Here is a 25743-nt window from a genome sequence, read left to right as displayed (position 1 = left end):
CCCGGGTGGCGGCAACAGGATCGGCATCGAGCCGGATGCCGATGCCACCGCCATGCGCGTTCTCGCTCTGCGCTGCCGCGCAGGCGCCGCGGCATTCCAGCCGCAGCGCCCTCGCCTGGCGCAAGCCGTCGGTCGCGATGGGCGTTGTTGCTGCGGCCCATCGCGACTGCAGCGGCTTCGCGCGGATCGATCCCGCGGCCTGTGACCAACCGGGAGCAGACGCCCGCGCCGTCAGTGCGCGACCGGCGCCGGCGGCGGCGTTGCCAGCGCCACCTCTGGCGGCAGCACCGCATCCTGGCCCCATCCGCCGAGCGCCTTGTACACCCGCACCACGCCGACGTTAACCGACGCCTCGGCATCGGCCAGGGCATCGTCGGCGGACAGCTTGGTGCGCTGCGTATCGAGCAGGGTCAGGAAATCTTCCGACCCTTCGCGGTAACGCAATTGCGCCAGCGCTTCGGCACGGCCGGCCGCTTGCGCCTGCTCGGCGACGATCGCCAGCCGCGCCTGCTGTTTGGCGTAGGAGGTCAACGCGTTCTCGGTGTCCTCCAGCGCGCCGAGCACCGCCTTCTCGTAGTCGGCGGCAGCACCGTCGGCCTGCGCTTCGCTGGCGCGCAACCGCGCACGCACGGTACCGAAGTCGAACGCTGCCCAGCTGATCGACGGGGTCAGCGACCAGGCCTTGCTGCTGCCCTGCAGCAGCGAGCCGGCATCGCCGGACAGGAAGCCGACGAAGCCGCTGAGGCTGATCCGCGGGAACAGGTCGGCAGTGGCCACGCCGACCCGCGCCGTCGCCGACGCCAGCCGGCGCTCGGCGATGCGCACGTCCGGTCGCCGGCGCAGCAACTGGGTGGTATCGCCCAGCGGCAGCGCGCGGGCGTAGGCCGGCGTCGCGCGCGGCGCCAGCAGCTCGTCCAGCGCGCCGGGCGGGCGGCCCAGCAGCACCGCCAGCCGATGCCGGGCCTGCGCTTCGCTGACTTCCAGCAACGGGATGTCGGCCTCGATCGCCTTGAGCCGCGCGCGGCTGCTCTGCACGTCCAGTTCGCTGCCGGCGCCCAGCTGCCAGCGGGTCTCGGTCAGGCGCTGGGTATCGCGCAGGTTGTCCAGCGTGGTGCGCGCCACCGCGATGCGCTTCTGCGCGCCGCGCAACTCGAAGTAGTTTCGCGCCACTTCAGCGGCCACGGTGACCTGCGCATCGGCCATGCCGGCCTGCTCGGCTTCCAGGTCGGCGCGCGCCGCCTCGCTGGCGCGGCGCTGGCGTCCGAACAGATCGAGTTCCCAGCCGGCATCGAAGCCCAGGCTGTAGCTCTCGGTCAGCACCCGCGCGCCGCCGGCGTCCGCATCGGGCGCCTTGCCGCGGCTGTAGTCGCCGTTGGCGGTGACGTGCGGCGCCTGGTCCAGGCGCCGTTCGGCGAAGACCGCGCGCGCCTCGTGCACCCGCGCCAGGGCGATGCGCAGGTCGAGGTTGGCGGCCAGGCTCTGGTGCACCAGCTGTTCCAGCACTGGGTCGTCGAACTGCGCCCACCACGACGCCACCGGCGAGGTGGTCGCGAACACCGGTGCCGCCGCACCCTGCAGCGTCACCGGCGCCTGTTCCGGCGCGTGGTAATTGGGGCCGACGCTGGCGCAGGCGCTGAGCAGCGCCAACGCCAGCGCGCCGATCGCGGGACGGATCACCATGGCAGCACCTGTCCCACATGGGTGTAGCTACCGGTTGGGCCATCGGCGTCGAGCAGCGCCATCATCACGCTGCTGCGCGCGCCGTCGGCCACTTCCAGTTCGCCTTCGCCGGAATTCATGTCGGTCTTCACGTAGCCGGGGTGGATGGTGTTGACCTTGATCGGGGTGTCGCGCAGTTCGTAGGCCAACTGCACGGTCCACGCGTTCACCGCGCTCTTGGACACGTTGTAGGCCGGTATCTTGAAGTCGTAGATCGGCGAGCCGGGCTGGCTGTGCAGGGCGAGCGAGCCGAGCAGGCTGGACACGTTGACGATGCGCGCGGCCGGCGCGGCGCGCAGCAGCGGCAGGAACGCCTGGGTGACCGCAATCAGGCCGAACACGTTGGTGTCGAAGGTCTTGCGCCAGGTGTCCTGGCTCTGCTGCGAGACCGCGAGTTTCATGTCGTCGATCATGATGCCGGCATTGTTGACCAGGATGTCGAGTCGGCCGTGGCGCGCCTGCACCGCCGCCACCGCGGCGGCGATGCTGGCGGCATCGGTGACGTCCAGGGTCAGCGCTTCCACCGGCAAACCTTCGCCCTGCAGTTCCAGCGCGGCAGCCGTGGCGCGGGTGGAGTCGCGGCCGGCCAGCAGCGTGTGCACGCCGGCCTCGGCCAGCTGGCGCACGGTATGCAGGCCGATGCCGCGGGTGGCGCCGGTGACGAGGGCGATCTTGTGGGTCGTGTTCATGCGGATTTCCTGAAAAGGGGGAACGAAAGGATCAAGCGTGGGTCGGCGCATCGGCGTGTGCCGGCGCATGCGACACCAGGGGACGCCCGGACAGCTTGCGCAGGGCGACATAGAACACCGGGGTCAGGAACAGGCCGAACAGGGTCACGCCGAGCATGCCGGCGAACACCGTGATGCCAGTGGCCGAGCGCACTTCCGCGCCGGCGCCGTGCGAGAACACCAGCGGCACGGTGCCGGCGATGAACGCGATCGAGGTCATCACGATCGGGCGCAGGCGCAGGCGGCAGGCCTGCAGCGCCGATTCCACGATGCCCTTGCCCTGCAGTTCCAGCTCGCGGGCGAACTCGACGATCAGGATCGCGTTCTTGCACGCCAGGCCCATCAGCACCACCAGGCCGACCTGCACGAACACGTTGTTGTCGCCGCCGGTCAGCCACACCCCGAACAGCGCCGACAGCAGCGTCATCGGCACGATCAGGATCACCGCCAGCGGCAGCGTCCAGCTTTCGTACAGCGCGGCGAGCACCAGGAACGCCAGCATCACCGCCAGCGGGAACACCACCATCGCCGCCTTGCCCTGGCTCGCCTGCTGGTAGCTCAGGTCGGTCCATTCGATCTCCATGCCGTTGGGCAGCACCTGCTTAGCGATCTGGGTGAGCTTGGCCATCGCTTCGGCCGAGGACATCACGCGCGCATCCGCCTCGCCGGCCAGGTCGGCCGCCGGATAGCCGTTGTAGCGCAACACCGGATCCGGACCGAAGGTCTGCTTGACCGTCACCATCGAGCCGATCGGCACCATTTCGCCGGCGGCGTTGCGGGTGCGCAGCCGCGCGATGTCCTCCACGCTCTCGCGGAACGGCGCGTCGGCCTGGGCGATCACCTGCCAGGTGCGGCCGAACTGGTTGAAGTCGTTGACGTAGGTCGAGCCCAGGTAGGTCTGCAGCGTATCGAACAGATCGGTCAGGGCCACGCCCTGCGCCTTGGCCTTGACCCGGTCGACTTCGGCATCCAGCTGCGGCACGTTGGCCTGGTAGGTGCCGATCGGATAGCTCATGCCCGGGGTCTGCGCCACCGCGCCCTGCATCGCGTTGACCGCGTTCTGCAGCGCGCCGTAGCCCAGGTTGGCGCGGTCCTCGACGAAGAGCTGGTAGCCGTTGCCGTTGCCCAGGCCGAGGATCGGCGGCGGCATGAACGCGAACGCCATGCCTTCGCCCAGCTGCGAGATGCGCTGGTTGATTTCGGCGTTGATCTCCAGCGCGCTGCGGTGGCGCTTGGCGAACGGCTTCAGGGTCAGGAACACCACGCCGGTATTGGGCGTGTTGGTGAACTGCAGCGCGTTCAAACCGGGGAACGAGATCGCATGCTCGACGCCGTCGGTCTGCATGGCGATGTTGGTGACCTTGCGCAGCAACGCGTCGGTGCGTTCCAGCGAGGCGCCCTCGGGCAGCTTCACGCCGGAGATCAGGTACATCTTGTCCTGGGTCGGGATGAAACCAGCCGGCACCGCCTTGAACATCACGCCGGTGACCACCAGCAGGCCGAGATAGACCACGAACACCACGCCGCGCCTGCCGAGGATCCGCGACACGCTGCCCTGGTAGCGTTCGGAGCTGCGGTTGAAGAAGCGATTGAACGGACGGAACAGCCAGCCGCCGAACAGGCGGTCCATCAGCCGCGACACCGCGTCCTTGGGCGCGTCGTGGGAGCGCAGCAGCAGCGCGGCCAGCGCCGGCGACAGGGTCAGCGAGTTGATCGCCGAAATCACCGTGGAGATGGCGATGGTCACCGCGAACTGCTTGTAGAACTGGCCGGTCACGCCGGACAGGAACGCCATCGGCACGAACACCGCGCACAGCACCAGCGCGATCGCCACGATCGGGCCGGACACCTCGCGCATCGCCTGGTGCGCCGCGGCCAGCGGGGTCAATCCCTCCTCGATGTTGCGCTCCACGTTCTCCACCACCACGATCGCATCGTCGACGACGATGCCGATCGCCAGCACCAACCCGAACAGGGTCAGCGTGTTGATCGAGAAGCCCAGCACGTACAGCGCGGCGAAGGTACCCACCACCGACACCGGGACCGCGATCAACGGAATGATCGAGGCGCGCCAGGTCTGCAGGAACAGGATCACCACCAGCACCACCAGCAGCACCGCTTCCAGCAAGGTGTGCACCACCGCGGTGATCGAGTCGCGCACGAAGATCGTGGTGTCGTACACCGCCTCGTACTTCACGTCGTCCGGGAACTGCTTGGTCAGTTCGTCCATCGTCGCGATCACCTGATCGCGGATCTCCAGCGCATTGGCGCCCGGCGCCTGGAAAATGCCGATGCCGACCGCGTTCTTGCCGTCCAGCTGCGAGCGCAGCGTGTAGTCGCCGGCTCCCAGTTCCAGGCGCGCGACGTCACCCAGGCGCACGGTTTCGCCGTCGGCGCCGACCTTGAGCACGATGTCGCCGAACTCCTTCTCGCTGCGCAGGCGGCCCTGCGCGTTGATCAGGGTCAGGAACTTGCTGTCGGGCATCGGCTCGGCGCCGAGCTGGCCGGCCGAGACCTGCACGTTCTGTTCGCGCATGGCGGCGACCACGTCGCCGGCGGTGAGTCCGCGCGCGGCGATGCGTTCCGGATCCAGCCAGGCGCGCATCGCGTAGTCGCCGCCGCCGAACACCTGCGCATCGCCCACGCCCTGGATCCGTGCCAGCGCGTCCTTGACGTGCAGGCGCGCGTAGTTGCGCAGATACAGCGTGTCGTACTTGCCCTTGGGCGAAGTCACATGCACGACCATCAAGAAGGTCGGCGATTTCTTCTGCGTGGTCACGCCCTGCCGGCGCACGTCCTCGGGCAGGCGCGCCTGCGCCTGCGAGACGCGGTTCTGCACCTTGACCGCAGCGTCGTCGGCGTCGGTGCCCGGGCGGAAGGTGATGGTCATCTGCAGCACGCCGTCGGAGCCGGCCACCGACTTGATGTACATCATGCCTTCCACGCCATTGATCGCCTCTTCCAATGGCGTGGCGACGGTCTCGGCGATGACCTTGGGGTTGGCGCCCGGATACACCGTGCGCACGATCACCGACGGCGGTACCACTTCGGGGTATTCGCCGATGGGCAGCATCGGGATCGCGATCAATCCCGCGGCGAAGATGACGATCGACAGCACGGCCGCGAAGATCGGCCGGTCGATGAAGAATCTAGAAAAGTCCATGGGTGGTGGTCCTGGAAACTAAGGTGAAACGGATGGCCGAACAGGAATGCGGGCAAAGCGGCGGCGACGCCGGGCCACGACGGTGGCCCGACCTGCAAACACCGGCCGCCAGCGCGGCCGGTCTACGACGCTGTGCGCGCCTCCGGCGTCAGTCGGAGGCGACTCAGTCGAGGGCGACGGCCTTGCGTGCGGCGGCCGGCGAAGTCGTAGCCAGGGCCACGGGCTTGGCCTGCACCGGCATGCCCGGCATGAACACTTTCTGCACCCCGTCGACGATGACCCGGTCGCCGGCGTTGAGCCCGCCGAGCACGATGCGCAGGCCTTCGGCGCTGCGTCCCAGCTGCACGTCGCGACGCTGCGCCTTGCCGTCCTTGTCGACGACGTAGACGTACTTGCGGTCCTGGTCGGTCAGCACCGATCGGTCGTCGATCAGCAGCGCGTTGAAGCGGCCGCTGCCGAGCAGGCGCACGCGGGCGAACAGGCCCGGGGTGAAGCTGCGATCGGCGTTGTCGAGCACGGCGCGCACGCGGATGGTGCCGGTGCTGCTGGTGATCTGGTTATCCAGGAAATCGACCTTGCCGGCGTGCGGGAACCCGTCCTCGCCGACCAGGCCGACCTGCACCGGCAACTGCCCGTCGCGTTCGCTGGGCCGCTCGCCCTTGCGCGCCATCTGCGCATAGCGCAGGAAGGTGCCTTCGTCGGCATCGAAGTACACATGCACCTTGTCCAGCGACACCAGCGTGGTCAGCACGCTGGCGCTGTCGCCGGCGCTGACCAGATTGCCGGCGGTGACCAGGGCGCGGCCGGCGTGGCCGTCGATCGGCGCGCGGACCTGGGTCCACTCCAGATTCAGGCGCGCGGTGTCCACCGCGGCCTGCGCGGCGAGCACGTCGGCCTCGGCCTGGTCGGCGGCGGCGTGGCGTTGCTCCCAGGTCTCGGTGGAGATCGCCTGCTGGTCGGACAGTTTCTTGGCGCGTGCCGCCTCGCTGCCGCTGAGCTTGGACTGGGTCCGCGCCCGCGCCAGTTCGGCGTTGGCGCGCGCCAGTTCGGCGCGGTAGCTGCGCGCGTCGATGGTGAACAGCACATCGCCCTTCTTCACCTCCTGCCCTTCGACGTAGTTGACCTTGTCGATGTAGCCGGACACGCGCGGGCGCAGGTCGACGTGTTCGATCGCCTCGACGCGGCCGCTGAACTCGTCCCACTGGCTGATTTCCTTCTGTAGCGCAGGCGCCACGCCGACCGCCGGCGGCGGCGGCGCGCCCTGCTGCTCGGCCTTGCCGCCGCAAGCGGCCAGGGCCGCGGCCAGCAGCGCGATCGCCAGCGGGCGCAAGGCGCGCGACGGGGAATGGAATGACATCGGAATCGGGTTCATGGAGAAACCTCGTGAGTGGAAGGAGAAAAATGCGGTGCGGTCATCAACGAGGTGCGTGGATGCGCGTAGTGGTGTTTGTCGATGTCGACGATGGCTTGGCCCGGCACGCCGGCGTCGGCCAGCAGCGCCACCGCGGCACGGCCGACGCTGAGCGTGGTGAACCATTCCGGGCAGGCGTCGGCGCCGGCTTCGCTGCTGCAGACCGGATGGGTCAGCGACAGCAGTTGCACGCGCACGCCCAGCGGCTTGGCTTCTTCGTGCAGGACCTGGGCGAGCATGCGGATCGAGGCCGCGGCCACCGAGCTCTCGCCATGCCCGGCCCAGGCGCGCAACGCGCACGGGCTGCCGAGCAGGATGTAGCGGCCGCCGCGCTCGGCCTGCGCCAGCAGCGGCAGCAGGTGCCGGGCCGCGGCCAGATGCGGCAGCAGGTCCGCTTCCATGCGCCGGCGCAGCGCGGTCACCGGCTGGTCCAGCAGGCGCCCGCAGCGCAGCGGGCTGCCCAGGCTGGCGACCACCCCGGCCAGCGGCCGCGGCCGCTGCGCCACCGCCGCCGCCAGGGCAGCGGCGGTGGCGTCGTTGGCGGCCGAGCCCTGCAGCACGTCCAATGCCGGTTCGTCGCTGTAGCGGTCGCGCAAGGCGCGCAGCCGGCCGCGGTCGCGCGCCACGGCCACGACCGGACTGCCGGCTTCGAGCAAGGCGCGGACCACGCCCAGTCCGATGTTGCCGGTGCCGCCGAGCACCAGCACTTCCGGGTCCAGCGTCCCGCTCACGGGACTTTTACTCCCGCAAACGGGACAATCGCGATCCGGCCGAGTCGGCCGTTGCCGCGCTGGCCGAGCTGCATCGAACTGCCGGCCTGGCTGCGCGGCGGCGGGGTAAATTCACGAAATGCCTTGAGGTAACCGGTTTCCAGCGCGTCGATGGGCGTACCATCGAGCCGATTCGGGCGACGGACGCCGACGAGAAACTGGAACAGAGTGCGCAACAGCATGAGCAAATGGCCTGGGTAGCGGCGAATGCGTACAAATTAGGCGTCAAAGCCGCACTTGATTAGTCCGAATTAAGGGGAATAATCGTCCCGTCACCGGTCCAATCGCTCTCACCCCTCAGGAACCCGCCATGACCCACGATCTGAACGACACCCTGATCTTCGTCAAGGTGGTCGAACAAGGCAGCTTCATCGCCGCGGCCAACGCGCTCGGCCTGCCCAAGACCACCGTCAGCAGAAAGGTGCAGGATCTGGAGGCGCGCCTGGGCGCGCGCCTGCTGCACCGGACCACGCGCCGCCTCGGCCTGACCGAAGCCGGCGCGGTCTATCACGAGCATTGCCAGCGCATCGCCCGCGAACTGGAGGAAGCCGAGAGCGCGGTCGGGCAGCTGCAGGCCGGCCCGCGCGGCTGGCTGCGTTTCAGCGTGCCCTACTCCGCCGGCATTTCCTGGGTGGCGCCGATCCTGGGCGAATTCCACAAGCAGCATCCGGAAGTGCGCCTGGAAATGGTCATGACCAGCGACAAGGTCGATCCGATCGCCGAGGGCGTGGACGTGGCCCTGCACATGGGCGCGCTGCTGGATTCGACCATGGTCGCGCGCAAGCTGGCCACCTTCCGCACCCAGGTATTCGCCAGCCCCAACTACATCGAGCGCCACGGCGAGCCGCTGCATCCGGACGACCTGCAACACCACCGCACGCTGGCGCTGAGCAATGGCCGCAACGGCAACAACCGGCTCAGCTGGCCGCTGCGCAACGGCAAGCAGAGCGGCGACTTCGCGATCCAGCCGATCCTGGTCGCCAACGACTCGGCCGCGCTGATCGGCGGGCTGGTGTGCGGCGAAGGCCTGGTGCTGGCCAGCGATGCGACGATCAAGCCGCTGATCGAGGCCGGCAAGGCACGCCGCGTGCTCGGCGGCTGGGTCGGTCCGGACCTGGATTTCAACGCGGTGTTCCCGGGCGGGCGCATGCTGTCGCCGAAGGTCCGCGCCTTCGTCGATTTCCTGGTCGACAAGCTCAACTTCGACGTCAACTACATGCTGGCACAGTGCCCGGTCAAGCTGGCCGCGCAACACGCCGACAGCGGCGCCGAGTTCACCCTGTGCAGCGGCGTGGCGATGAACACCCAGACCGTGGCGTTGCCGCAGTTGGCCGAACTGCCGCTGCTGGAGGAGGCGGAGGCGGAACCGGCGCCGGAGCAGGAGGAAGAAGCGCTGGTCTGAGCAGGCGGGCGCGCAGCGACCGCGGCAGCTGGCCGCGGCCCTTTGCGCGGCAAGTTCGTGACGACCTCGGGATACGCCGGCGCGCAACTGGCGCACAACACGAAACGGGCCGCATCAGCGGCCCGTTCGCATTTCCGATGTGGGCAGACTCGCTCAGGAGCGCAGCGGCACCACGCGGATCTCGACCCGGCGGTTCTGCGCGCGACCGGCTTCGGTGCTGTTGTCGGCGATCGGGTACTTCTTGCCCGCGCCCAGCGTCTCGATGCGTTCGCGCTGCACGCCCTGCGCGGTCAGGTACGCGGCCACCGAGGCGGCACGCTGCTCGGACAGGCGCTGGTTGACCGCGTCGCTGCCGATGCTGTCGGTGTGCCCGACCACTTCGATCATGGTCTGGTTGTATTCGCCCAGGGTCGAGGCCACGCCGTTGAGCGCCGAATAGAACTGCGGCTTCAGCGTGGACTGGTTGAAGTCGAAGGTGATGCCGTCGGGCAGGTTCAAGGTGATGTTGTCGCCGTCGCGGCGCACGTCGATGCCGGTGTTGGCGGTGCGCTCGCGCAGCGCGCGTTCCTGGCGATCCTGGTAGTTGCCGATCGCCGCGCCGCTGAGCGCGCCGATGCCGGCGCCGATCATCGCGTGTTGGCGGCGCTCGGTGGCGCTGCTGCCGCTGAGCAGGCCGGCGGCGACGCCGACCGCGGTGCCGATCAGCGCGCCGCGGCCGGTGCGGTTGTTCTGCTGTTCGGTCGGATTGCCGTATTGGTCGCGCTGCACGTAGGAACCGCCGGTGGCGCAGGCGGACAACAGCAGCGCGCTGGCCAGCGCCACGGACATGCCTTGGATCACGGTGCGTTTCATCGCGCTCTCTCCCACATCTGGATTGAAGTGGCAGCAAGCATAAACAAGCGCCTGCGAGACGGGCATGAACGCCGCGCGGGTCGCGCTGCGCGCCAATGCGCCCCGTTCAGGAAGCCGGCAGCAGCGCGTCCGCATCCGCTGCGCGCAGCGGATGCTCCCAGTCGCCCATCAGCGCCAGGTACAGCAGCTTCTCGAATTCGGCGCCGATCCGGCGCATCACCGCATCCGGGTCGGGGATCAGCCGCGCATCGCCGATCAGGCCGAAGTGCACACGGTGGTTGTAGCTCATGATCGACACGCCGACGCCGATCGAGCCGGTCTGCGGCACCCAGAACATCATCTCGCGCACGCGGCTGCCGGCCAGATACAGCGGCTGCTGCGGTCCTGGTACGTTGGTCGCCACGGTGGTCGCCTTGCGGCTGAACAGGTCCAGCGCCAGCGACTGCAGCGCCGCCGGCGCCATGCCCACCGCGGCCAGCAGCCCGAACACCACCATTGCCTGTCGCGACTGCTTGAGCTGCTGCATCGATTCGGCCACGCGCTGCACGCGCCGCACCGGATTGGCCTCGCCGACCGGCAGGTCCAGGAACACCAGCCCGAAATGGTTGCCGAGCTTGCGCGCGTGTTCCAAAGGGCGCAGGTTGACCGGCACCGTAGCGCGCAGGGTCACCCCGTCCAGCTGTTCGCCGCGCTCGAGCATGTAGTCGCGCAGGGCGCCGGCCATGGTCGCCATCAGCACGTCGTTGACCGTGCAGTCGCAGGCGCGGCCGACCGCCTTCACTTCGTCCAGGTCCAGCGGTGCGGCCCAGGCCACCCGCTTGCTGACCCCCAGGCGCCCGCGCAGCAGCGTCGGCGGATCGTCGGACAGCAGCAGCGCATTGGCCAGTTCGCGGCCGATCAGGCCGCCTTCCTTGGCCAGCATCTGCGCCAGGTTCGGGTCCTGGTACATCTCGCGGCCCTTGTCGAGCATGCGCCCGCCCAGTTTCAGGTAGCGGTCGATGGCGCCGACCCGGCGCACCACCTCCTTGCCGTCGTCCTTCAGCCAGGCGCGGCCGAGCTGCGCCGCGGGCTCCGGCACGCGCTGCATGTCGGTCAGCGACAGCAGCACCTGCACCAGAGCGATGCCGTCGGCGTAGCTGTGGTGGATGCGCGCGACCAGCGCCGAGCCGCCTTCGTAGCGTTCGATCAGATGGAACTGCCACAGCGGCTTGGTCTTGTCCAAGGGCGTGGACGCCATCTGCCCGGCGAAGCGCTCCAGCGCCTTCTTGCCGCCGCGCCCGGGCAGGGCCGACAGGCGCACGTGCCAGTCCAGGTCGAAGTCGTCGTCGTGTTGCCAGTAGGCGCCGGTGGCGGTGTCCACCGGCTTTTGCTGGAAGCGCGGAAACGACAGGAAACGCTTGCGCACCAATTGCTTGAACTGCGACAGCGACAGCGCCTCGTCGAGCATCAGCACGCCGGTAATCATCATCGGATTGGTCGGCCGCTCCATCCGCAACCAGGCGGTATCCACACGCGACATCGGTTCGCGCCGCGGCTTGCGGCGGGCTGTGCTGGTGGCCATGCATGCTCCCTGTGCGTGGCCGGAGTGAATCATGGCGCGGCGAAGGGCGTCAATCGCGGCCCCCTGCCCTGCGCTGCCGCGGTTCACGCCGCGGCGCAGCAGGCGCGCACTGCGTTGGCCCGCGTCAGCCGCCGCCGCTTGTCTCGCGGTAGGCGGCCAGCGCGGCGTCGCGTCCTGCAGCCAGGTCCACGATCGGCTGCCGCGGATAGTGCGGCGCGCTGGCGGCCAGGCGCTGCGGCGACAGCCACGGCGCGAAGCGCTCGGCCACCGGCAGCGCCGCCAGTTCCGGCACCCAGCGCGCGATGTAGCGGCCCTGCGGATCGAACTTCTGCGCCTGTGTCACCGGATTGAACACGCGGAAATACGGCGCGGCGTCGGCACCGGTGCCCGCCACCCACTGCCAGCCGAGGGTGTTGTTGGCCAGGTCGGCATCGACCAGCGTGTCCCAGAACCAGCGCGCGCCTTCGGACCAATGCACGCGCAGGTGCTTGCACAGGTAGCTGGCGACGATCATCCGCACCCGGTTGTGCATCCAGCCGGTGTGCCACAGCTCGCGCAGGCCCGCATCGACGATCGGCACGCCGGTGCGGCCGCGCTGCCAGGCCTGCAGTTGCGCCGGATCCGGCGCGGCCCAGCGGAACCGGGCGAAGCGCGGATTGAGGTTGTGCTCGGGCGTGGCCGGGAAATGGTGCAGCAGGTGATGGGCGAAGTCGCGCCAGCCGAGCTGGCGGATGTAGCCGTCGATCGCCGCGCCGCTGGCGGCGCTGCGGTGCTTTTCCAGTTCGGCGACGATCCGCCACGGCGCGATCTCGCCGAAATGCAGGTGCGGCGACAGGCGCGAGGTGCCGACCTGGTCGGGGCGGTCGCGGCCCTCGACATAGCCGCGCAGGGCGCCGTCGACGAACACCTCCAGCGCTTCGTGCGCGCCCGCTTCGCCCGGTTGCCATACCTCCCAGAAACCGCGGTCCCAGCCCAGCGCCGGCGCCAGTCCGAGCTGCTGCAGCGGCAGGCTGTGCAGTGCCGGCGGCGGTGGCGGCAGCGTCTTTGGCGCGGGCGATAGCGCCGGCACCTGCCAATGGCTCAGCGCGCTGCGCCAGAACGGCGTGAACACCTTGTACGGCCCGCCCTGCTGGGTCGCCAGTTGCCACGGCTCGAACAGCAGCGCACCGTTGTAGCTGTGCACCTCCAGGCCCTGCTCGCGCAGTTCGCGCTTGAGCCGGGCGTCGCGCGGCTGCGTGGCCGGTTCGTAGCGGCGGTTCCAGTACACCGCGATCGCGCCGCATTCTTCGATCAGCTCGCGCAGCACGGTCTCGGCCGGGCCCTGGCGCAGGATCAGCCGCGAGCCCAGCGTGCGCAGTTGCGCATCGAGCGCGGCCAGCGAGCGCTGCAGCCAGCTCAGCGAGGCCGCGCCGGCCGCCCAGGCGCCTTCGTCGCCGGGACTGTGCACATACACCGGCACCGGCGTATGCCCGGCGGCCAGCGCCGCGTACAACGCGGGTTGATCGTGCAGGCGCAGATCGCGCCGGAACCAGACGATGGCGTAGCTCATGCGCGGGATGGGCCGGAAAGGACGCGCAAGGATACGCGGCGCCGGCGCGCAGCCGGCGTGAGCGCGCACGGCGCCGGCTCGGGTGCCGGCTGGCGCGCCGATTAGGCGGCGACCGGCGCGCCGGACTGTTCCTGGTTGCCGTAGCTGACCAGCAGCGGCTCGACGATGGCGCCGGCCGCCTGCAGATTGCGCAAGGCCAGGATCGAGGTGAGGCTCAGTTCGGTGCCGTGCGCCAGCAGCATCATGCCGCGCTTGGATACCACGTCCTGCTCCAGGCGCCAGCCCGGCACCAGATCGCAGACCTTGGCCTTGCGGATACCGCTGCGGGTATTGAGCTGCAGGTCGGCGAGCGCGTCGATCAGGCCGCGCGGCAGCGGCGGCTCGACCTTGCGCAGTTCCTGCACCGCATGCGCCAGCGGCAGCTTGCGCGCCAGCCCGCGCACCAGCAGCAGCGAGGCGCGCAGCAGGTGTGCGCCGCGGACCACGTCCGGCGCGGCGTCGGCCGGCGGCGGCAGCGCCTGGTAGCGCACGATCTCAGCCACCGGCTGCATGCGCGGGATCGCCGTCAGCAACCGGTACGCGACCAGCGGATGCCCATCGATCAGCTTCTGCTCTTCCTCGGACAGTTCATCGCCGGCGATCTCGCGCTGCACGATGTCGCCCGGCACGCTGACGCAGCCGATATGGCTCAGCGCCGCGGCCACTTCCACCATCCAGCGGTTGGGCCACGGCAGCTTGGCGGTGACGTGGCTGACGCAGGCCTGCAGTTGCGCCGAGCGCTGGAACGCCCACGGCGCGACCATCGACAGCACCTCGGTGAGCATGCGCGTGGTGCCGGCCAGCGTGGTTTCCAGCAGCTCGCGTTCCAGCAGCGTGGCGCGATGCAGCGCCACCGCCTGCTCCAGCGCGGCGACCAGTTCCTCGGTCGGGCACGGCTTGCACAGGAAGCGGAAGATCGCGCCCTGGTTGATCGCGGCGATCGCCGAGGTCGCATCGGCCTGCCCGGTCAGCAGCAGGCGCACGCTGTCCGGCGCGCGCGCGCGCGCCGCGGCCAGGAACGCGGCGCCGTCCATGCCCGGCATGCGCATGTCCGACACGATTGCCGCGAACGGCGGGCCGGCGGCGATCGCGGCCAGCCCGGCCTCGCCGCCGTTGGCGGTGACCACGTCGAACTGGCCGAACAGGTTGCGCTCCAGCGCCGCCAGCAGATTGGGTTCGTCGTCCACGCACAGGATGCGCGGCAGTTCCGGCTCGCTCATGACGCGTCCTCCGCTTCGCGAATCTGCGCGCACGCCGCCTGCCACTGCGGCAGCTGCGCGGCTACGCCCATCGCCTGCAGGTATTCCAGGTCCGGCGCCAGGCCCTGAGCCAGCGCCACCGCCACATGCACCACGCCGATCGCGTCGAACTGGCGATGCTCGACCCGGCGCGGCGTACGATGATGCGCGACCGCCTCGACGATCGCCCCGGGCAGGCCCCACACGCCGAGCAGGTAGGCGCCGATCTCCGCATGCGACGGGAAGCCGCGGCCGTGCGGATCGGCATCGCGGCACAGCCGCGCGATGTCCGGCAGCAACGCGCCGACGTTGGCCAGCAGCGCCGCGGTCGTGACCACGTCCTCGGCGGCATGGCCCTTGCCGACCGCCGCCGCCAGCCGCGACGCGCGCACCGCGTCGGCGCGGATCGTGTCGGCCGAGTCGCCGGCGTCGCTGTGGAACACCTCGCTGGCCAGCACCAGCGTGCGCAGCAGGCCGATGCCGATGCGGTTGACCGCGTCCTTGACCTCGGCCACGCGATGGCCGTTGCCGAAGAACGCGCAATTGGCCAGCTGCAGCACCTTGGCCGCCAGCGCCGGGTCGCCTTCCACCACCGCGGCCACCTGCGCGACGCCGGCAGCGGGATCGCCGAGCAGGCGGTTGAGCCGCGCGAACATGCGCGGCGCCGACGGCAGCCCGCCGATGCGTCCGGCCACCGCCTGCACCGCCGGATCGTCCAGCAGCACCTGCAACGCCACCGCGCGATCGATCGCTTCGATCAGCGCATCGCCCTCGCAGGGCTTGGCCAGGAACTGATGCGCCACGTCCAGCGAACGCAGCGCCGCTTCCTGTTCGGTATGCCCGGACAGGATGATGCGGATGGTGCGCGGGCAACTGTCGCGCACCTGGCGCAGCAGTTCGGCGCCGTCCATCATCGGCATGCGCATGTCCGAGACCACCACGTCGGCCGGCTGCGCCTGCAGCGTGACCAGCGCCTCGGCGCCGCTGCCGGCGAACGCCACGTCCCAATCGCGATCGGCCATGAACATGGTGCGCTCGAGGCCGGCCAGCACCTGCTTCTCGTCGTCGACGAACAGCACGCGCATCGTTTAGCCCGCCGCGACGTGCAACGGCAGCCGCACCACGAAGGTGGTGCCGCGCTGGTCCGCCGATGGTTCGAAGAAGATCCGTCCCTGGTGTTTTTCCACCACCGCCGAATAGGCGATCGCCAGGCCCTGGCCGGTGCCCTTGCCGACCGCTTTGGTGGTGAAGAACGGATCGAACACCTTGGTCCGGATCGCCTCGGGAATGCCCGGACCGTCGTCGCTGACGCACAGGTCAACATGGCTGTCGCCGGCCCGGCGCAGGATGATGCGGATCCGGCCCTGCTCGCGTTCGCCCGGCACCAGCGTGTCGCCGATCGCATGCGCCGCGTTGACAACCAGGTTCAGCAGCACCTGGCCGATCTCGTCGCGCAGGCATGGCACCAGCGGCACGTCGGCGGCGAAATCGGTCTCGATCTCGGCCACGTATTTCCATTCGTTGCGGGCGACGGTGATGGTGGTAGCGACCAGTTCGCGCAGGTCCACCGGCTCCTTCTCGCCGGCCGAAGGATGCGAGAAGGTCTTCATCGCGCTGACGATCTTGGTGATGCGGTCAAGCCCTTCCAGCGACTGCTGCAAGGCCTCGGGGGTCTGCTTGCGCAGGTACTGGAACTTGGACGAGCTCACCTGCGCGTCGAGCGCGGCTACCAGCTCCGGCGCCACGCCCTGCGCGCGCGCCGCATCGACGATGGCGAAGGTCATGTCGAACACGTGGTCGAGGATCTGCTTGGCCTTGCACACGAACGCGACGTTGTCGCGCACGTACTGCGCCGGCGTGTTGATCTCGTGGGCGATGCCGGCGGCGAGCTGGCCGATCGATTCCATCTTCTGCGCCTGCAGCAGCGCGACCTGGGCCTTGCCGAGGTCGTCCAGGGCATGCTCCAGTTCCTGCCGCTCGCGGTTCAGTTCCTGGGTCTTCAGCGCGACCACCTTGCCCAGCGCGATGTTCTGCTGCAGCGTGGCCAGCGGCGAGGCCACCGCATCGTCGCGCGCAGTGACCCGTTTCTTCAGCACCGCGATCACCTTGTCGCGCGCGGCCAGTTGCCGGCGCAATTCAGCGATCAACGCCGTCTCGCCGCTCTCCGGCGGCGCGGCGGCGGCATGCGCCAGGAACGGTACCGTCGCTGCATCTGCGGACATGCTCATCTCCCGATCGCCACGCCGGTAAAGGTCTGATTGACGTGCAAGCCGTTGAACTGCTCGCCGTAGGTGGAAAACCCGAACACGCTTTGCCGCGCCATGAACGCGCCGACCTGCTGCTGCATCTGCGACTGGCCGAACTCCAGCCGGCGCAGGATGCAATCGCAACCGATCACCAGCGCCGGGTCGGGGATCGTCTCGTGCACCTCGGCAAAGGCCTGCTGCAGCGTTTCCATCACGTCCACCGCCTGCCCGACCGACACCACCATGCCCTCTTCCACCGCGCAGTAGCAGGTCATCGACAAGTCCTCGTTGACGCGCAGGATCGAACGCACGTAAGGCTCGCCGCTCAAGGTCAGCAGCAGCGGATAGGTCGAGAACACCTTCGGTTCCAGCGCTTCCAGCGGCACACCGATCGCCTGCGCATAGGCCAGCGCGGCCGGCTCGCCGTTGATCTCGCGGATCAGGCGCCGCTCCGGATCGGCATCGGTGACCACCAGCTCGATCTCGCTGGCGACGAAGTGCTGCAGCTTGAACACCACGAACGGATGCCGCGAATGGAACAGGGTCAACACCGCCGCATCGGCCAGGAAGCGGCCGTCGTAGTAGACCAGGGTGCGCTCGAAACGCAGGTTGTCGCCGGCCGAGCCGCCGAGCAGCGGCACGTCGCCGATCATCCGGTACAGCGCCGCCGCCAGGTATTCCTCGCAGGTGGACAGCCCGTCGACCAGCAGCAGCGAGAAGCATTGCCCGGCCTTGTCGGCCGTCGCCGCCTGCACCGTCTCGGCCACCACCGCGACCTGCGCCTGCAGGTCGCTCAGCGGCGCGATCAGCAGCGGCTGCGCCTGCAGCACGCCACCGCGCAGGCCGGCGACCAGGATGCCGTTGCTCTGGAAGCCCTGCTCGCCGATCTGGCCGGCGGCGGTGCAGCCGATCACCGGGCAGTCGAAGCCGGCCTTGATCGCCGGTCCCAGCGCGTCCAGATCGTATTCGGCATCGCAGAACAGCAGCAGCGCGTCCAGCGGCGCGGCGCCCAGTTGCGCACGTAACGCGGCGACCGCGGCGACCGCATCGCGGTCGGCGGTTTCCGCATGGGTGACGGTCAGCGGCATGGGCGGGAATCCGGGAAGGGGTGCTTTCCGGGTATCGACCATCACGCATTGAGGTTGAGCGCTGTCACAGCAGTCTGTGACAGCCGTATCGCTGTGCCCGGATGAATACGCGCGCCGCCGGCCACATCTACCGCAACGCAGCAATCGCGCGACCGGCATCGCGGTCGCGCACGGTGCCTACTCGAACGCGCCCACCGAATCGTGCGACAGATTGTCGAAGCGGGTGTATTCGCCGAAGAACTTGAGCTTGCACGAGCCGGTCGGGCCGCCACGATGCTTGCCGATGATGATCTCGGCCAGGCCCTTGTCCGGCGAATTTTCCTTGTTGTAGTAATCGTCGCGGTAGATGAACACGATCATGTCCGCGTCCTGCTCGATCGCGCCGGATTCGCGCAGGTCGGCCATCACCGGGCGTTTGTCAGTGCGCGTTTCCAGCGAGCGGTTGAGCTGCGACAGCGCGATCACGGGCACGCCCAGTTCCTTGGCCAGGCCCTTGAGCGAGCGCGAGATCTCGGAGATCTCGGTGGCGCGGTTCTCGCTGTTGCCCGGCACCGACATCAGCTGCAGGTAGTCGATGACGATCAGCCCAAGGTCGTGCTCGCGCTTGAGCCGGCGCGCCTTGGAGCGCAGGATCTCCGGCGACACGCCGGGCGTGTCATCGATGAAGATCTTGGTTTCCTTCAGCATCTTGATCGCGCCGGTGACCCGCGCCCAGTCCTCGTCCTCGAGCTGGCCGGTACGCAGGCGCTGGGCGTTGATGCGGCCGTTGGAGGAGATCAGGCGCATCGCCAGCTGCGAGGCCGACATTTCCATCGAAAACACCGCCACCGCCTTCTTCGACTTGATCGCGGCGTACTCGGCGATGTTCAGCGCCAGCGTGGTCTTGCCCATCGCCGGACGCGCGGCCAGGATGATCAGGTCGGTCGGCTGCAGGCCGGCGGTCATCGCGTCGAAGTCGCTGTAGCCGGTGGGCAGGCCGGTGATGTTGCCGCCGTTCTCGAAGCGGCTGCGCAATTCCTCGAACGCGTCCTTCAACGCGCCGGGCATGGCCACGAAATCGCTGCGCCCGCGCGCGCCGGCCTCGGCGATCTTGAACACCGCCTTCTCGGCGCTGGCCAGCAGCTCCGCGCTCTCGCGCCCCTCCGGCTGGAAGCCGTCGTTGACGATGCTGGTGCCGACCTCGATCAGCTGCCGCAGCACCGCCTTGTCGCGCACGATCTCGGCGTAAGCGGCGATGTTGGCCGCCGACGGCGTGGTGCTGGCCAGTTCGATCAGGTAGGCGCCGTCGCCGACCATCTCCAGCTTGCCCTGCGACTCGAACCACTCGCCCAGGGTCACCGCATCGAATGGGCGGCCCTTCTCGGCCAGCTCGCGGATCGCGCGGTAGATCAGCTGGTGGTCGCGCCGGTAGAAATCGTTGTCGGTGAGCTGGTCGTTGACCCGGTCGTAGGCGTCGGGCGCCAGCATCAGGCCGCCGAGCACGGCCTGCTCGGCCTCGATCGAATGCGGCGGCACGCGCAACTGATCGATACGCGGCTCGCTGCGTTCGCCACGCTCGCTTTTGCGGTCGCCGCGGTAGCCGGGACGGGCGGACATGGGCTGGATCTTCTCTCTGGGGGGACGCGGTCGGCGGGCGGCGCCGATGGCGCGACCCGGCCGGCCATCTTAGTCAGCGGCGTGCGGCGCGGCTAGGGACAAGTCTGTGGACAACCCGTTGAGAACTGCGCCCAGGCCGCGCCACGCAAGGCGATCGCCGCAGCGCCAGCATTGCCGCCATCGGTCGCAGCGGCTGCGATCGCGCGTTCGTGCCGGCTCAGGCCTGCAGTTCGTCGACCCAGGCGATGAACTTGTCGACGAAGCCCTGCAGGAACTTGCGCGTGTCGGCGTTGCCGATGCTGCCGTCGGCCTCGATCAAGCCGTCCGTGAACTGCAAGAACACCTCCGGCTGGCCCAGCACCGGCATGTCCAGGTAGGCCAGCACGTTGCGCAGGTGCTGCTGCGCCAGCGCGGTGCCGAGCGCGCCGGGCGAAACCCCGCACACCGCCGCCGGCTTGCCGGCGAAGGCGCTGTCGCCATAGGGCCGCGAGCCCAGGTCGATCGCGTTCTTGAGCACGCCGGGGATCGAGCGGTTGTACTCGGGGGTGACGAACAGCACCGCGTCGGCGTTGCTCACCTGCGCCTTCAGCCGCTTGCCCTGCTCCGGGTAGTCGTGGTCCTGGTCCTGGTCGTACAGCGGCAGGTCGCCGATCTCCACGTACTCGAAGCGGGCACGGTCGCCGACCAGCTTCTCCAGCGCCAGCGCCAGGCGCCGGTTGAACGACTCCTTGCGCAGGCTGCCGACGAAGACGGCGATGCGGTACTGGCTCATGGCGTACTCCTGACCGATTTGGGGCTTGCAGCCTAGCCGCCGGCGCGGCGCGGCCAGGTGAATACGGCCGAGGCGACGCCGCCGGGCCGCTCAGCGCCGCGCCTGCCAGTCCGCGCGCGACTGCCCCCACACCTCCACCTCGTGCGCCTGCATCGGCTCGGGCAGGCGATCCTGGCGCAGGTAGCGCGCGCCCAGCTTGGCCGGCACCGCCTTGGAATTGACGTTGTCGGCGGCGATGGTGTGGATCACCTCGGTCCAGCCCAGTTGCGCGAACGCCCAGTCGATCGACGCGCGCGCCGCTTCCGGCGCATAGCCCTGGCCCCAGTACGCGCGCGCGATTCCCCAGCCGACCTCGGTCCCCGGCCAGCCATGCGGCTGCCACGGCCCGATCCGGCCGATCCACTGCCCGCTGCGCTTCTCGATCACCGAGAACATCGAAAACCCTTGCAGCTGCCAGCTGCCGACCAGCGCCGCCAGCGCGCGCCAGGCCACCGGCGGCGATTGCACGCCGCCCAGATGGCGCATCGCTTCCGCATCGGCGGTGAAACGGCAGAAGTCCGCGAAATCCGCCGCGCTCGGCGGGCGCAGCAGCAGCCGCTCGGTTTCCAGTCGCAGATCGAAAATGCTCATGCTCTCGCCTCCTCGTGCCTGTCTATCGCCCCGGGCGCCACGCCAGAGGCGCGCAGCGGTTCAGAACGCATTGATGCCGGTCAGCTCGCGGCCGACCACCAGTTGGTGCACGGTCTCGGTGCCTTCGTAGGTGATCACCGATTCCAGGTTCAAGGCGTGGCGGATGGCGCCGTACTCGGTGGTGATGCCGGCGCCGCCGAGCAGGTCGCGGCACTCGCGGGCGATGTCCAGCGCCATGCGCACGTTGTTCCACTTCGCCAGCGACACCTGCGCCGGCTGCAGCGCGCCGGCGTCCTTGAGCCGGCCCAACTGCAGCGCCAACAGCTGCGCGCCGGCGATGCGCCGGGCCATGTCGGCCAGCTTGATCTGCGCGCTCTGCGTGGCCGCCAGCGGGCGCCCGAACAGGATGCGCTCGCCGGCATAGGCCAGCGCCTCGCGCAGGCAAGCGATCGCCGCGCCGATCGCGCCCCAGCTGATGCCGTAGCGGGCCTGGGTCAGGCAGCCCAGCGGGCCCTTCAATCCGCGCACGCCCGGCAGCCGCTGCGTGTCCGCCAGGCGCACCTCGTCCAGGAACAGCGCCGAGGTCACCGAGGCGCGCAGGCTCATCTTGTGCGCGATGTCCTGGGTCGCGAAGCCGGGCGTGTCGGCTTCGACCAGGAACCCCTGCACGCCGTCCTCGGTCTGCGCCCACACGATCGCCACGTCGGCCAGGCTGCCGTTGGTGATCCACATCTTGCTGCCGCTCAGGCGCCAGCCGTCGCCGTCGCGCACCGCGCGGGTCTGCATCGCGGCCGGGTCGGAACCGCCCTGCGCCTCGGTCAGGCCGAAGCAGCCGATCGCGGTGCCAGCGGCCATCGCCGGCAACCAGCGCTGGCGCTGCGCCTGGCTGCCGTAGGCGTGGATCGGATACATGCACAGCGAGGACTGCACGCTGACGAAACTGCGCAGACCGCTGTCGCCGCGTTCCAGTTCCTGGCAGATCAGGCCGTAGCAGACCGCATTGAGTCCGGCGCCGCCGTCGGCGGGCGGCAGCGTGGCGCCGAGCAGGCCCAACTGCACCAGCTCCGGCACCAGTTCGGCGGGAAACCGCGCCTGGTCGAACGCATCGCCGATGATCGGCAGCACCCTGGCATCGACGAAGCGCGCCACCGCCTGCTGGATCGCGCGCTCTTCCTCGCTCAGCAGCGAGGCCACATCGAACAGATCGTCGCAAGGCAACGGCATGGCGGGTACTCGGCAGGCGAAAGCCGCATTGTATCGGCGCGCCCACGCTCCGGAAAAAGGAAAGGCCGGCACTTGGCCGGCCTTTCCTCGCTGCTGCCGCGCGCGGCTCAGCGTTGGCTGATCACGTCGCCGGCCGAGGCGGTCTGGGTGACCAGGCGCCCGTCCAGCACCGGCAGGCGATCGCTGCTGGGCTTGTCGTCCATGCGCACGGTCTTTTCCTGGCCGTCGTAGCGGTAGGTGACCTCGTAGCCCTTGACCACATCGTCCTTGCCCAGGGCGATGCGGCTGCCCGGCTTGCTGTCGGTGCGCATGGTGCCGGTGCTGCCGTCGTCGTTGCGGTAGGTCACGTTGTAGCCGGTGACGCGCGAGGACTCGGCGGTGCTGTTCTCGGTGTGGCACTGGCGCTCGGTGCGATCGACCACGCGGCCGCCGACGTGGTTGCGGTCGACCTGGTTGCCGATGAAGCCGCCGGCCACGGCGCCGGCCGCGGTCGCCGCCTTGCGGCCGTTGCCATGGCCGACCTGGTTGCCGAGCAACCCACCGACCACCGCGCCGACCACGGTGCCGCCGACGTTGCCGTCGCGCTCGGGCAGGCGCTCCTGCACCACCACGTCGTTGCAGACCTGGCGCGGGGTGGTGGTGGTCGAGGTCTCGCGCAGCGGCTCGGTGCCGATCACCTCGGCGTAGCGCTGTTCCTTCTGCGTGATCGGATCGACCCGCACCACGTCGGCGTATTCCAGCTTGCCGGCGACGCCGTTGCTGGCAACCGCGTCGCCAGACACGCTGTCGGCGGCCGGGCGCACGTCGCCGCTGCCGGCGAACTCCTGCTTGTCGCGGTTGTTCATGAAGGCCGCAGTGGCCACGCCGCCGACCAGCAATGCGCCAGCCGCGACCAGAATGGTTGTCGTATTGCTCTTCATCGTGTTCTCTCCTGCGGTCTGGCCGCGTTGTCTACGGTGCTGTGATTACCATGCCGAAGCTGAACCGATCCGCTCCCTATTCAGCAAAAATCCGCAGCGCGGTCTGGTGCGATGCCTGGAAAGGCGCCATATCAAGCGTGTTAGCGTTTTCATCACCCTGCCGGAGGATCGTCCATGCCTAACCCGATCGTGCTGCCATTGCTGCGCTGGGCCGGCAAATTGCGCTACCCCACGCTGTTCAAACTGACCGCCGGCCTGTTCGTGCTGAGCGTGCTGCTGCCCGACCCGCTGCCCTTCATCGACGAGATCGTGTTCGGCCTGGGCACCTTGTTGCTGGCCAACTGGAAGACCCGCACGCCTGCGCCCGTCGAACCGGAACCCATCGCGTCCACCGCGCGACGCATGCGCCGCTGACCGCCGATGCGCCTGATCGACAGCCACTGCCATCTCGACGCCGCCGAGTTCGACGGCGACCGCGCCGCGGTGATCGCGCGCGCGCAGGCGGCCGGCATCGCCGCGCAGGTGCTGCCGGCGGTGACGGCGGCGTCCTGGCCGAAGCTGCGCGAGGTCTGCACGATGGCCGACGGCCTGCACCCGGCCTACGGCCTGCATCCGCTGTTCCTGGACCAGCACCGCCCTGAGCACCTGCCGATGCTCGGCGAGTGGATCGCGCGCGAGCGACCCTGCGCCATTGGCGAATGCGGGTTGGACTTCTTCGTCGACGGGTTGGACGAAGCCGAGCAGCAGCGGTATTTCGCCGGCCAGCTGCAGCTGGCGCGCGAGTTCGACCTGCCGGTGATCGTGCACGCGCGGCGCGCGGTGGACGCGGTGATCCTGGCGATCCGCAAGGTCGGCCGCCTGCGCGGCGTGGTGCACAGCTTCGCCGGCAGCCCGGAACAGGCGCGGCAACTGCAGTCGCTGGATTTCCTGATCGGCCTCGGCGGCCCGGTCACCTACGAACGCGCACAGCGGCTGCGGCGCTTGGCGGCCGAACTGCCGCTGCAGCAGTTGCTGCTGGAAACCGACGCCCCGGACCAGCCCGACGCCTCCATCCGCGGCCAGCGCAACGAACCGGCGCGGCTGCGCACGGTGCTGGACACGATCGCTGCGCTGCGCGGCCAACCCGCCGCCGAGATCGCCGAACAGACCACGCGCAATGCGCAGCAGTTGTTCGGTCTGGGTGCGAGTGCCGAGCCAGCGTGACGGCTCGGAAATGGAGCGGCCTGCGGCCGGCACACTGCAGGGAAACAGACATGGAATCCATAACGAACGCACAGTGCCAACTCTGCAAGGAGCGCTTCGCTCTGGACACGCAACAGCGTGTGTTCGTCATGCCGCTGCTGGCAAAGGGCCAGCGTTTCATCATGATCGAGTGCCGGTGCTGCGGCGCGTCCACGCAGTACGTCGCGATGGCCTCCGTCACCAAGCCGCAGGACCACGAGGCACCCTATCGCTGCCCGCTTCCACGATGCGCGGGATGGGTCGATTGGATCGATGCCGAGTCGCCGCCGTTCTGGGGCTGCGGCGAGTGCGGCAGCGTCTGGCATGAGGAGCGCGATTTCCAGAAGCGAATTTCGGACATCGTCGCTCGCTACCCTTATCGTGCAGACAGCTACAAGAGAATCGCAGGCAAATGGCTGCCCGCTGCGCTGGACGCAGAATCGGCGGACTACGAAGAACGCATCGACAAGGAGCCGTGACGCATGGAAGACCTGGCAAACGCAAACCCCGAGCTGGCCAAAGACATCATGGGCATCATGGAGTCCGGCAATGCGCTGGACGAGCGCGGCGACAAAGACGCCGCCCGGTCGGCATACCAGCGCGCCTGGGACTTGCTGCCCGAGCCAAAACTGGAATGGCCACCATTGTCGGCGTGGATCACCGGCTCTTTCTACAATCTGCATTTCGACAGCGCCGACTTCGCCGCCGCCAAACAATGGGCGCAGAAGTCGCTACAGGCCCGCGAATCGGATATCGACACCGGCCCCTTGATCGACCTGGGAATGGCGCACTTCGAGCTGGAAGAATATGCCGAGGCCTATCGCTATTTCGACCAAGCCCACCGCCTCGGCAAGGCAAGAGCCTTCAAGGAAAGGCCAAGGAAGTACCTCGCCTTCTACTTGGAAAACCAATCCTAAAAAGGCGGGCCACTCCATGTCATCAGAGTTCATGCTGCTTTTCAAAGACGACAACTGGCGCGCCGCCAACCTGAACGCAATACGGCAACAGATCACCGGCCTGGAGACGTTTTCCGAGTGCCGCGAAGACATCCAGTTTCGATTGGTTGGTACGGAACCCAGACATTCGGAAAACTGGAGCCACGACGTGCGACTGTTCCTGGAAAAGGACCACATCCTCCTGGAAATCACCGCCCATCCGCCCAGCATCGAAGCCGATCTTTCCGCTCTCTTCGCCTGAATCAGGGTACGCACCGACCTCTCCATCGTCGACGACGACGGCGTGCCGTCAGGCTGGTAACAGCGAACCGGTTGCCGGGCTCATGAGGGCATGCAACGGCTTTGACCGTTACTGCGCTTCCAGTTCCGACGCCGTCGCCGTTGCCGCCTGCTCCCGCCTGGGCTTCAACAGCATCTCCAGCGCCTTGCCGGCCGCGGCGAAAGCGGCCGAACCCGGCGCCGCAGCCAGGTTAAGAGGCGCGTCCGGCCCCAGCCAGCAGATCACGCGGGCTTACTGGCGGGCTAAATGCCGTTCTCACCCGCGCCCAATCACGCTTGTTTTTTATACGGCGTGAAAAAGCGCTTAGCGGTATAGAAGCCTAATCCTTTATAGCTTTTGAATTTTCGTTCGATCATGGCGTCGGCCAATGCTTTGGAA

The 25743-nt window shown here is 68.8% G+C and carries 25 protein-coding genes; 6 read left to right on the top strand and 19 right to left on the bottom strand.

Annotation, left to right across the window (positions count from 1 at the left end; genetic code table 11):
• Window positions 1-231 precede the first annotated feature (231 nt).
• From HEP74_RS09165 to HEP74_RS09140, 6 genes are all read right to left on the bottom strand, one after another.
• Entirely contained in the window at window positions 232-1680 is a 1449-nt protein-coding gene (locus tag HEP74_RS09165) for an efflux transporter outer membrane subunit (protein ID WP_185816165.1), read from the bottom strand.
• Window positions 1674-2408, bottom strand: coding sequence for an SDR family oxidoreductase (locus HEP74_RS09160; protein ID WP_185816164.1), 735 nt, complete (start codon window positions 2406-2408; stop codon window positions 1674-1676). The genes HEP74_RS09165 and HEP74_RS09160 overlap by 7 nt, the downstream gene beginning before the upstream one ends.
• Before the next feature lie 31 nt (window positions 2409-2439).
• Window positions 2440-5610, bottom strand: a complete 3171-nt coding sequence (locus HEP74_RS09155; RefSeq protein WP_185816163.1) for an efflux RND transporter permease subunit — start codon at window positions 5608-5610, stop codon at window positions 2440-2442.
• 163 nt (window positions 5611-5773) lie between these two features.
• Complete coding sequence (locus tag HEP74_RS09150; protein WP_185816162.1) at window positions 5774-6967, bottom strand: efflux RND transporter periplasmic adaptor subunit; 1194 nt, start codon at window positions 6965-6967, stop codon at window positions 5774-5776.
• An 11-nt stretch (window positions 6968-6978) separates the two neighbouring features.
• Window positions 6979-7752, bottom strand: coding sequence for an SDR family NAD(P)-dependent oxidoreductase (locus HEP74_RS09145; RefSeq protein ID WP_185816161.1), 774 nt, complete (start codon window positions 7750-7752; stop codon window positions 6979-6981).
• Window positions 7749-7973 carry a hypothetical protein gene (locus tag HEP74_RS09140; RefSeq protein ID WP_185816160.1) on the bottom strand — a complete coding sequence of 75 codons (225 nt, stop codon included), beginning with the start codon at window positions 7971-7973 and terminating at the stop codon, window positions 7749-7751. Before HEP74_RS09140 ends, HEP74_RS09145 begins: the two co-directional genes overlap by 4 nt.
• Before the next feature lie 128 nt (window positions 7974-8101).
• Here HEP74_RS09140 and HEP74_RS09135 point away from each other — a divergent pair, with 128 nt between their 5' ends.
• Window positions 8102-9193, top strand: a complete 1092-nt coding sequence (locus HEP74_RS09135) for a LysR family transcriptional regulator (RefSeq protein WP_185816159.1) — start codon at window positions 8102-8104, stop codon at window positions 9191-9193.
• A 153-nt stretch (window positions 9194-9346) separates the two neighbouring features.
• Here the strand turns inward: HEP74_RS09135 and HEP74_RS09130 are convergent, their stop codons facing one another.
• The 12 genes from HEP74_RS09130 to HEP74_RS09075 all read right to left on the bottom strand — a co-directional run bounded on the left by HEP74_RS09130 (window position 9347) and on the right by HEP74_RS09075 (window position 22908).
• The gene (locus tag HEP74_RS09130) at window positions 9347-10045 is read right to left on the bottom strand and encodes a YiaD family glycine zipper/OmpA-like lipoprotein (RefSeq protein WP_185816158.1); all 699 of its coding nucleotides are present in this window, start codon (window positions 10043-10045) and stop codon (window positions 9347-9349) included.
• Between the two features lie 106 nt (window positions 10046-10151).
• Window positions 10152-11606 (bottom strand): WS/DGAT/MGAT family O-acyltransferase, encoded by a 1455-nt coding sequence (locus HEP74_RS09125; protein WP_185816157.1) that lies wholly within the window; start codon window positions 11604-11606, stop codon window positions 10152-10154.
• A gap of 124 nt (window positions 11607-11730) precedes the next feature.
• Entirely contained in the window at window positions 11731-13155 is a 1425-nt protein-coding gene (locus HEP74_RS09120; protein WP_185816156.1) for a cryptochrome/photolyase family protein, read from the bottom strand.
• Between the two features lie 101 nt (window positions 13156-13256).
• Window positions 13257-14414: an HD domain-containing phosphohydrolase gene (locus HEP74_RS09115; RefSeq protein WP_185816155.1), complete on the bottom strand. Its 1158-nt coding sequence runs from the start codon at window positions 14412-14414 to the stop codon at window positions 13257-13259.
• Entirely contained in the window at window positions 14411-15517 is a 1107-nt protein-coding gene (locus HEP74_RS09110; RefSeq protein WP_185816154.1) for an HDOD domain-containing protein, read from the bottom strand. Before HEP74_RS09110 ends, HEP74_RS09115 begins: the two co-directional genes overlap by 4 nt.
• Window positions 15518-15520: 3 nt before the next feature.
• Window positions 15521-16654, bottom strand: a complete 1134-nt coding sequence (locus tag HEP74_RS09105; RefSeq protein WP_185816153.1) for a sensor histidine kinase — start codon at window positions 16652-16654, stop codon at window positions 15521-15523.
• Window positions 16655-16656: 2 nt separating this feature from the next.
• The gene (locus HEP74_RS09100) at window positions 16657-17766 is read right to left on the bottom strand and encodes an FIST N-terminal domain-containing protein (RefSeq protein WP_185816152.1); all 1110 of its coding nucleotides are present in this window, start codon (window positions 17764-17766) and stop codon (window positions 16657-16659) included.
• A gap of 177 nt (window positions 17767-17943) precedes the next feature.
• Window positions 17944-19362, bottom strand: a complete 1419-nt coding sequence (locus tag HEP74_RS09095) for a replicative DNA helicase (RefSeq protein ID WP_185816151.1) — start codon at window positions 19360-19362, stop codon at window positions 17944-17946.
• A gap of 217 nt (window positions 19363-19579) precedes the next feature.
• Window positions 19580-20134 (bottom strand): NADPH-dependent FMN reductase, encoded by a 555-nt coding sequence (locus HEP74_RS09090; RefSeq protein WP_185816150.1) that lies wholly within the window; start codon window positions 20132-20134, stop codon window positions 19580-19582.
• Window positions 20135-20224: 90 nt separating this feature from the next.
• Window positions 20225-20764, bottom strand: a complete 540-nt coding sequence (locus HEP74_RS09085) for a GNAT family N-acetyltransferase (RefSeq protein ID WP_185816149.1) — start codon at window positions 20762-20764, stop codon at window positions 20225-20227.
• A gap of 60 nt (window positions 20765-20824) precedes the next feature.
• Window positions 20825-21988, bottom strand: coding sequence for an acyl-CoA dehydrogenase family protein (locus HEP74_RS09080; protein WP_185816148.1), 1164 nt, complete (start codon window positions 21986-21988; stop codon window positions 20825-20827).
• Window positions 21989-22095: 107 nt separating this feature from the next.
• A complete protein-coding gene (locus tag HEP74_RS09075; protein WP_185816147.1) occupies window positions 22096-22908 on the bottom strand; it encodes a glycine zipper 2TM domain-containing protein in 813 nt (270 codons plus the stop codon).
• A gap of 174 nt (window positions 22909-23082) precedes the next feature.
• Between HEP74_RS09075 and HEP74_RS09070 the strand changes: the two genes are divergently transcribed.
• Genes HEP74_RS09070 through HEP74_RS09050 form a run of 5 tightly spaced genes read left to right on the top strand, consistent with a single transcriptional unit; the run spans window position 23083 to window position 25326 of the window.
• Window positions 23083-23322: a DUF6116 family protein gene (locus tag HEP74_RS09070; protein ID WP_185816146.1), complete on the top strand. Its 240-nt coding sequence runs from the start codon at window positions 23083-23085 to the stop codon at window positions 23320-23322.
• A gap of 6 nt (window positions 23323-23328) precedes the next feature.
• Window positions 23329-24111, top strand: coding sequence for a TatD family hydrolase (locus HEP74_RS09065; protein WP_185816145.1), 783 nt, complete (start codon window positions 23329-23331; stop codon window positions 24109-24111).
• 50 nt (window positions 24112-24161) lie between these two features.
• Window positions 24162-24608 (top strand): hypothetical protein, encoded by a 447-nt coding sequence (locus HEP74_RS09060; protein WP_185816144.1) that lies wholly within the window; start codon window positions 24162-24164, stop codon window positions 24606-24608.
• A gap of 3 nt (window positions 24609-24611) precedes the next feature.
• A complete protein-coding gene (locus HEP74_RS09055; protein ID WP_185816143.1) occupies window positions 24612-25046 on the top strand; it encodes a tetratricopeptide repeat protein in 435 nt (144 codons plus the stop codon).
• A gap of 16 nt (window positions 25047-25062) precedes the next feature.
• Window positions 25063-25326, top strand: a complete 264-nt coding sequence (locus HEP74_RS09050) for a 3-hydroxydecyl-ACP dehydratase (protein ID WP_185816142.1) — start codon at window positions 25063-25065, stop codon at window positions 25324-25326.
• A gap of 108 nt (window positions 25327-25434) precedes the next feature.
• On the opposite strand, the gene HEP74_RS09045 is transcribed toward HEP74_RS09050, so the two are convergent.
• On the bottom strand, window positions 25435-25590 hold the full coding sequence (locus tag HEP74_RS09045) for a hypothetical protein (RefSeq protein WP_255427918.1): 156 nt from the start codon (window positions 25588-25590) through the stop codon (window positions 25435-25437).
• Window positions 25591-25743: the final 153 nt, after the last annotated feature.

Source organism: Xanthomonas sp. SS, from assembly GCF_014236835.1.
Classification (GTDB): Bacteria; Pseudomonadota; Gammaproteobacteria; order Xanthomonadales; family Xanthomonadaceae; genus Xanthomonas_A.
The sequence above is the reverse complement of the archived record's forward strand: the minus strand, read 5'-3'. Positions and strand labels throughout refer to the sequence as shown.

Coding starts and splice junctions, on each gene's coding strand:
- HEP74_RS09165 (WP_185816165.1), bottom strand. CDS start 1,680: ATGGTGATCCGTCCCGCGATCGGCGCGCTGGCGTTGGCGCTGCTCAGC.
- HEP74_RS09160 (WP_185816164.1), bottom strand. CDS start 2,408: ATGAACACGACCCACAAGATCGCCCTCGTCACCGGCGCCACCCGCGGC.
- HEP74_RS09155 (WP_185816163.1), bottom strand. CDS start 5,610: ATGGACTTTTCTAGATTCTTCATCGACCGGCCGATCTTCGCGGCCGTG.
- HEP74_RS09150 (WP_185816162.1), bottom strand. CDS start 6,967: ATGTCATTCCATTCCCCGTCGCGCGCCTTGCGCCCGCTGGCGATCGCG.
- HEP74_RS09140 (WP_185816160.1), bottom strand. CDS start 7,973: ATGCTGTTGCGCACTCTGTTCCAGTTTCTCGTCGGCGTCCGTCGCCCG.
- HEP74_RS09135 (WP_185816159.1), top strand. CDS start 8,102: ATGACCCACGATCTGAACGACACCCTGATCTTCGTCAAGGTGGTCGAA.
- HEP74_RS09130 (WP_185816158.1), bottom strand. CDS start 10,045: ATGAAACGCACCGTGATCCAAGGCATGTCCGTGGCGCTGGCCAGCGCG.
- HEP74_RS09125 (WP_185816157.1), bottom strand. CDS start 11,606: ATGGCCACCAGCACAGCCCGCCGCAAGCCGCGGCGCGAACCGATGTCG.
- HEP74_RS09120 (WP_185816156.1), bottom strand. CDS start 13,155: ATGAGCTACGCCATCGTCTGGTTCCGGCGCGATCTGCGCCTGCACGAT.
- HEP74_RS09115 (WP_185816155.1), bottom strand. CDS start 14,414: ATGAGCGAGCCGGAACTGCCGCGCATCCTGTGCGTGGACGACGAACCC.
- HEP74_RS09110 (WP_185816154.1), bottom strand. CDS start 15,517: ATGCGCGTGCTGTTCGTCGACGACGAGAAGCAGGTGCTGGCCGGCCTC.
- HEP74_RS09105 (WP_185816153.1), bottom strand. CDS start 16,654: ATGTCCGCAGATGCAGCGACGGTACCGTTCCTGGCGCATGCCGCCGCC.
- HEP74_RS09100 (WP_185816152.1), bottom strand. CDS start 17,766: ATGCCGCTGACCGTCACCCATGCGGAAACCGCCGACCGCGATGCGGTC.
- HEP74_RS09095 (WP_185816151.1), bottom strand. CDS start 19,362: ATGTCCGCCCGTCCCGGCTACCGCGGCGACCGCAAAAGCGAGCGTGGC.
- HEP74_RS09090 (WP_185816150.1), bottom strand. CDS start 20,134: ATGAGCCAGTACCGCATCGCCGTCTTCGTCGGCAGCCTGCGCAAGGAG.
- HEP74_RS09085 (WP_185816149.1), bottom strand. CDS start 20,764: ATGAGCATTTTCGATCTGCGACTGGAAACCGAGCGGCTGCTGCTGCGC.
- HEP74_RS09080 (WP_185816148.1), bottom strand. CDS start 21,988: ATGCCGTTGCCTTGCGACGATCTGTTCGATGTGGCCTCGCTGCTGAGC.
- HEP74_RS09075 (WP_185816147.1), bottom strand. CDS start 22,908: ATGAAGAGCAATACGACAACCATTCTGGTCGCGGCTGGCGCATTGCTG.
- HEP74_RS09070 (WP_185816146.1), top strand. CDS start 23,083: ATGCCTAACCCGATCGTGCTGCCATTGCTGCGCTGGGCCGGCAAATTG.
- HEP74_RS09065 (WP_185816145.1), top strand. CDS start 23,329: ATGCGCCTGATCGACAGCCACTGCCATCTCGACGCCGCCGAGTTCGAC.
- HEP74_RS09060 (WP_185816144.1), top strand. CDS start 24,162: ATGGAATCCATAACGAACGCACAGTGCCAACTCTGCAAGGAGCGCTTC.
- HEP74_RS09055 (WP_185816143.1), top strand. CDS start 24,612: ATGGAAGACCTGGCAAACGCAAACCCCGAGCTGGCCAAAGACATCATG.
- HEP74_RS09050 (WP_185816142.1), top strand. CDS start 25,063: ATGTCATCAGAGTTCATGCTGCTTTTCAAAGACGACAACTGGCGCGCC.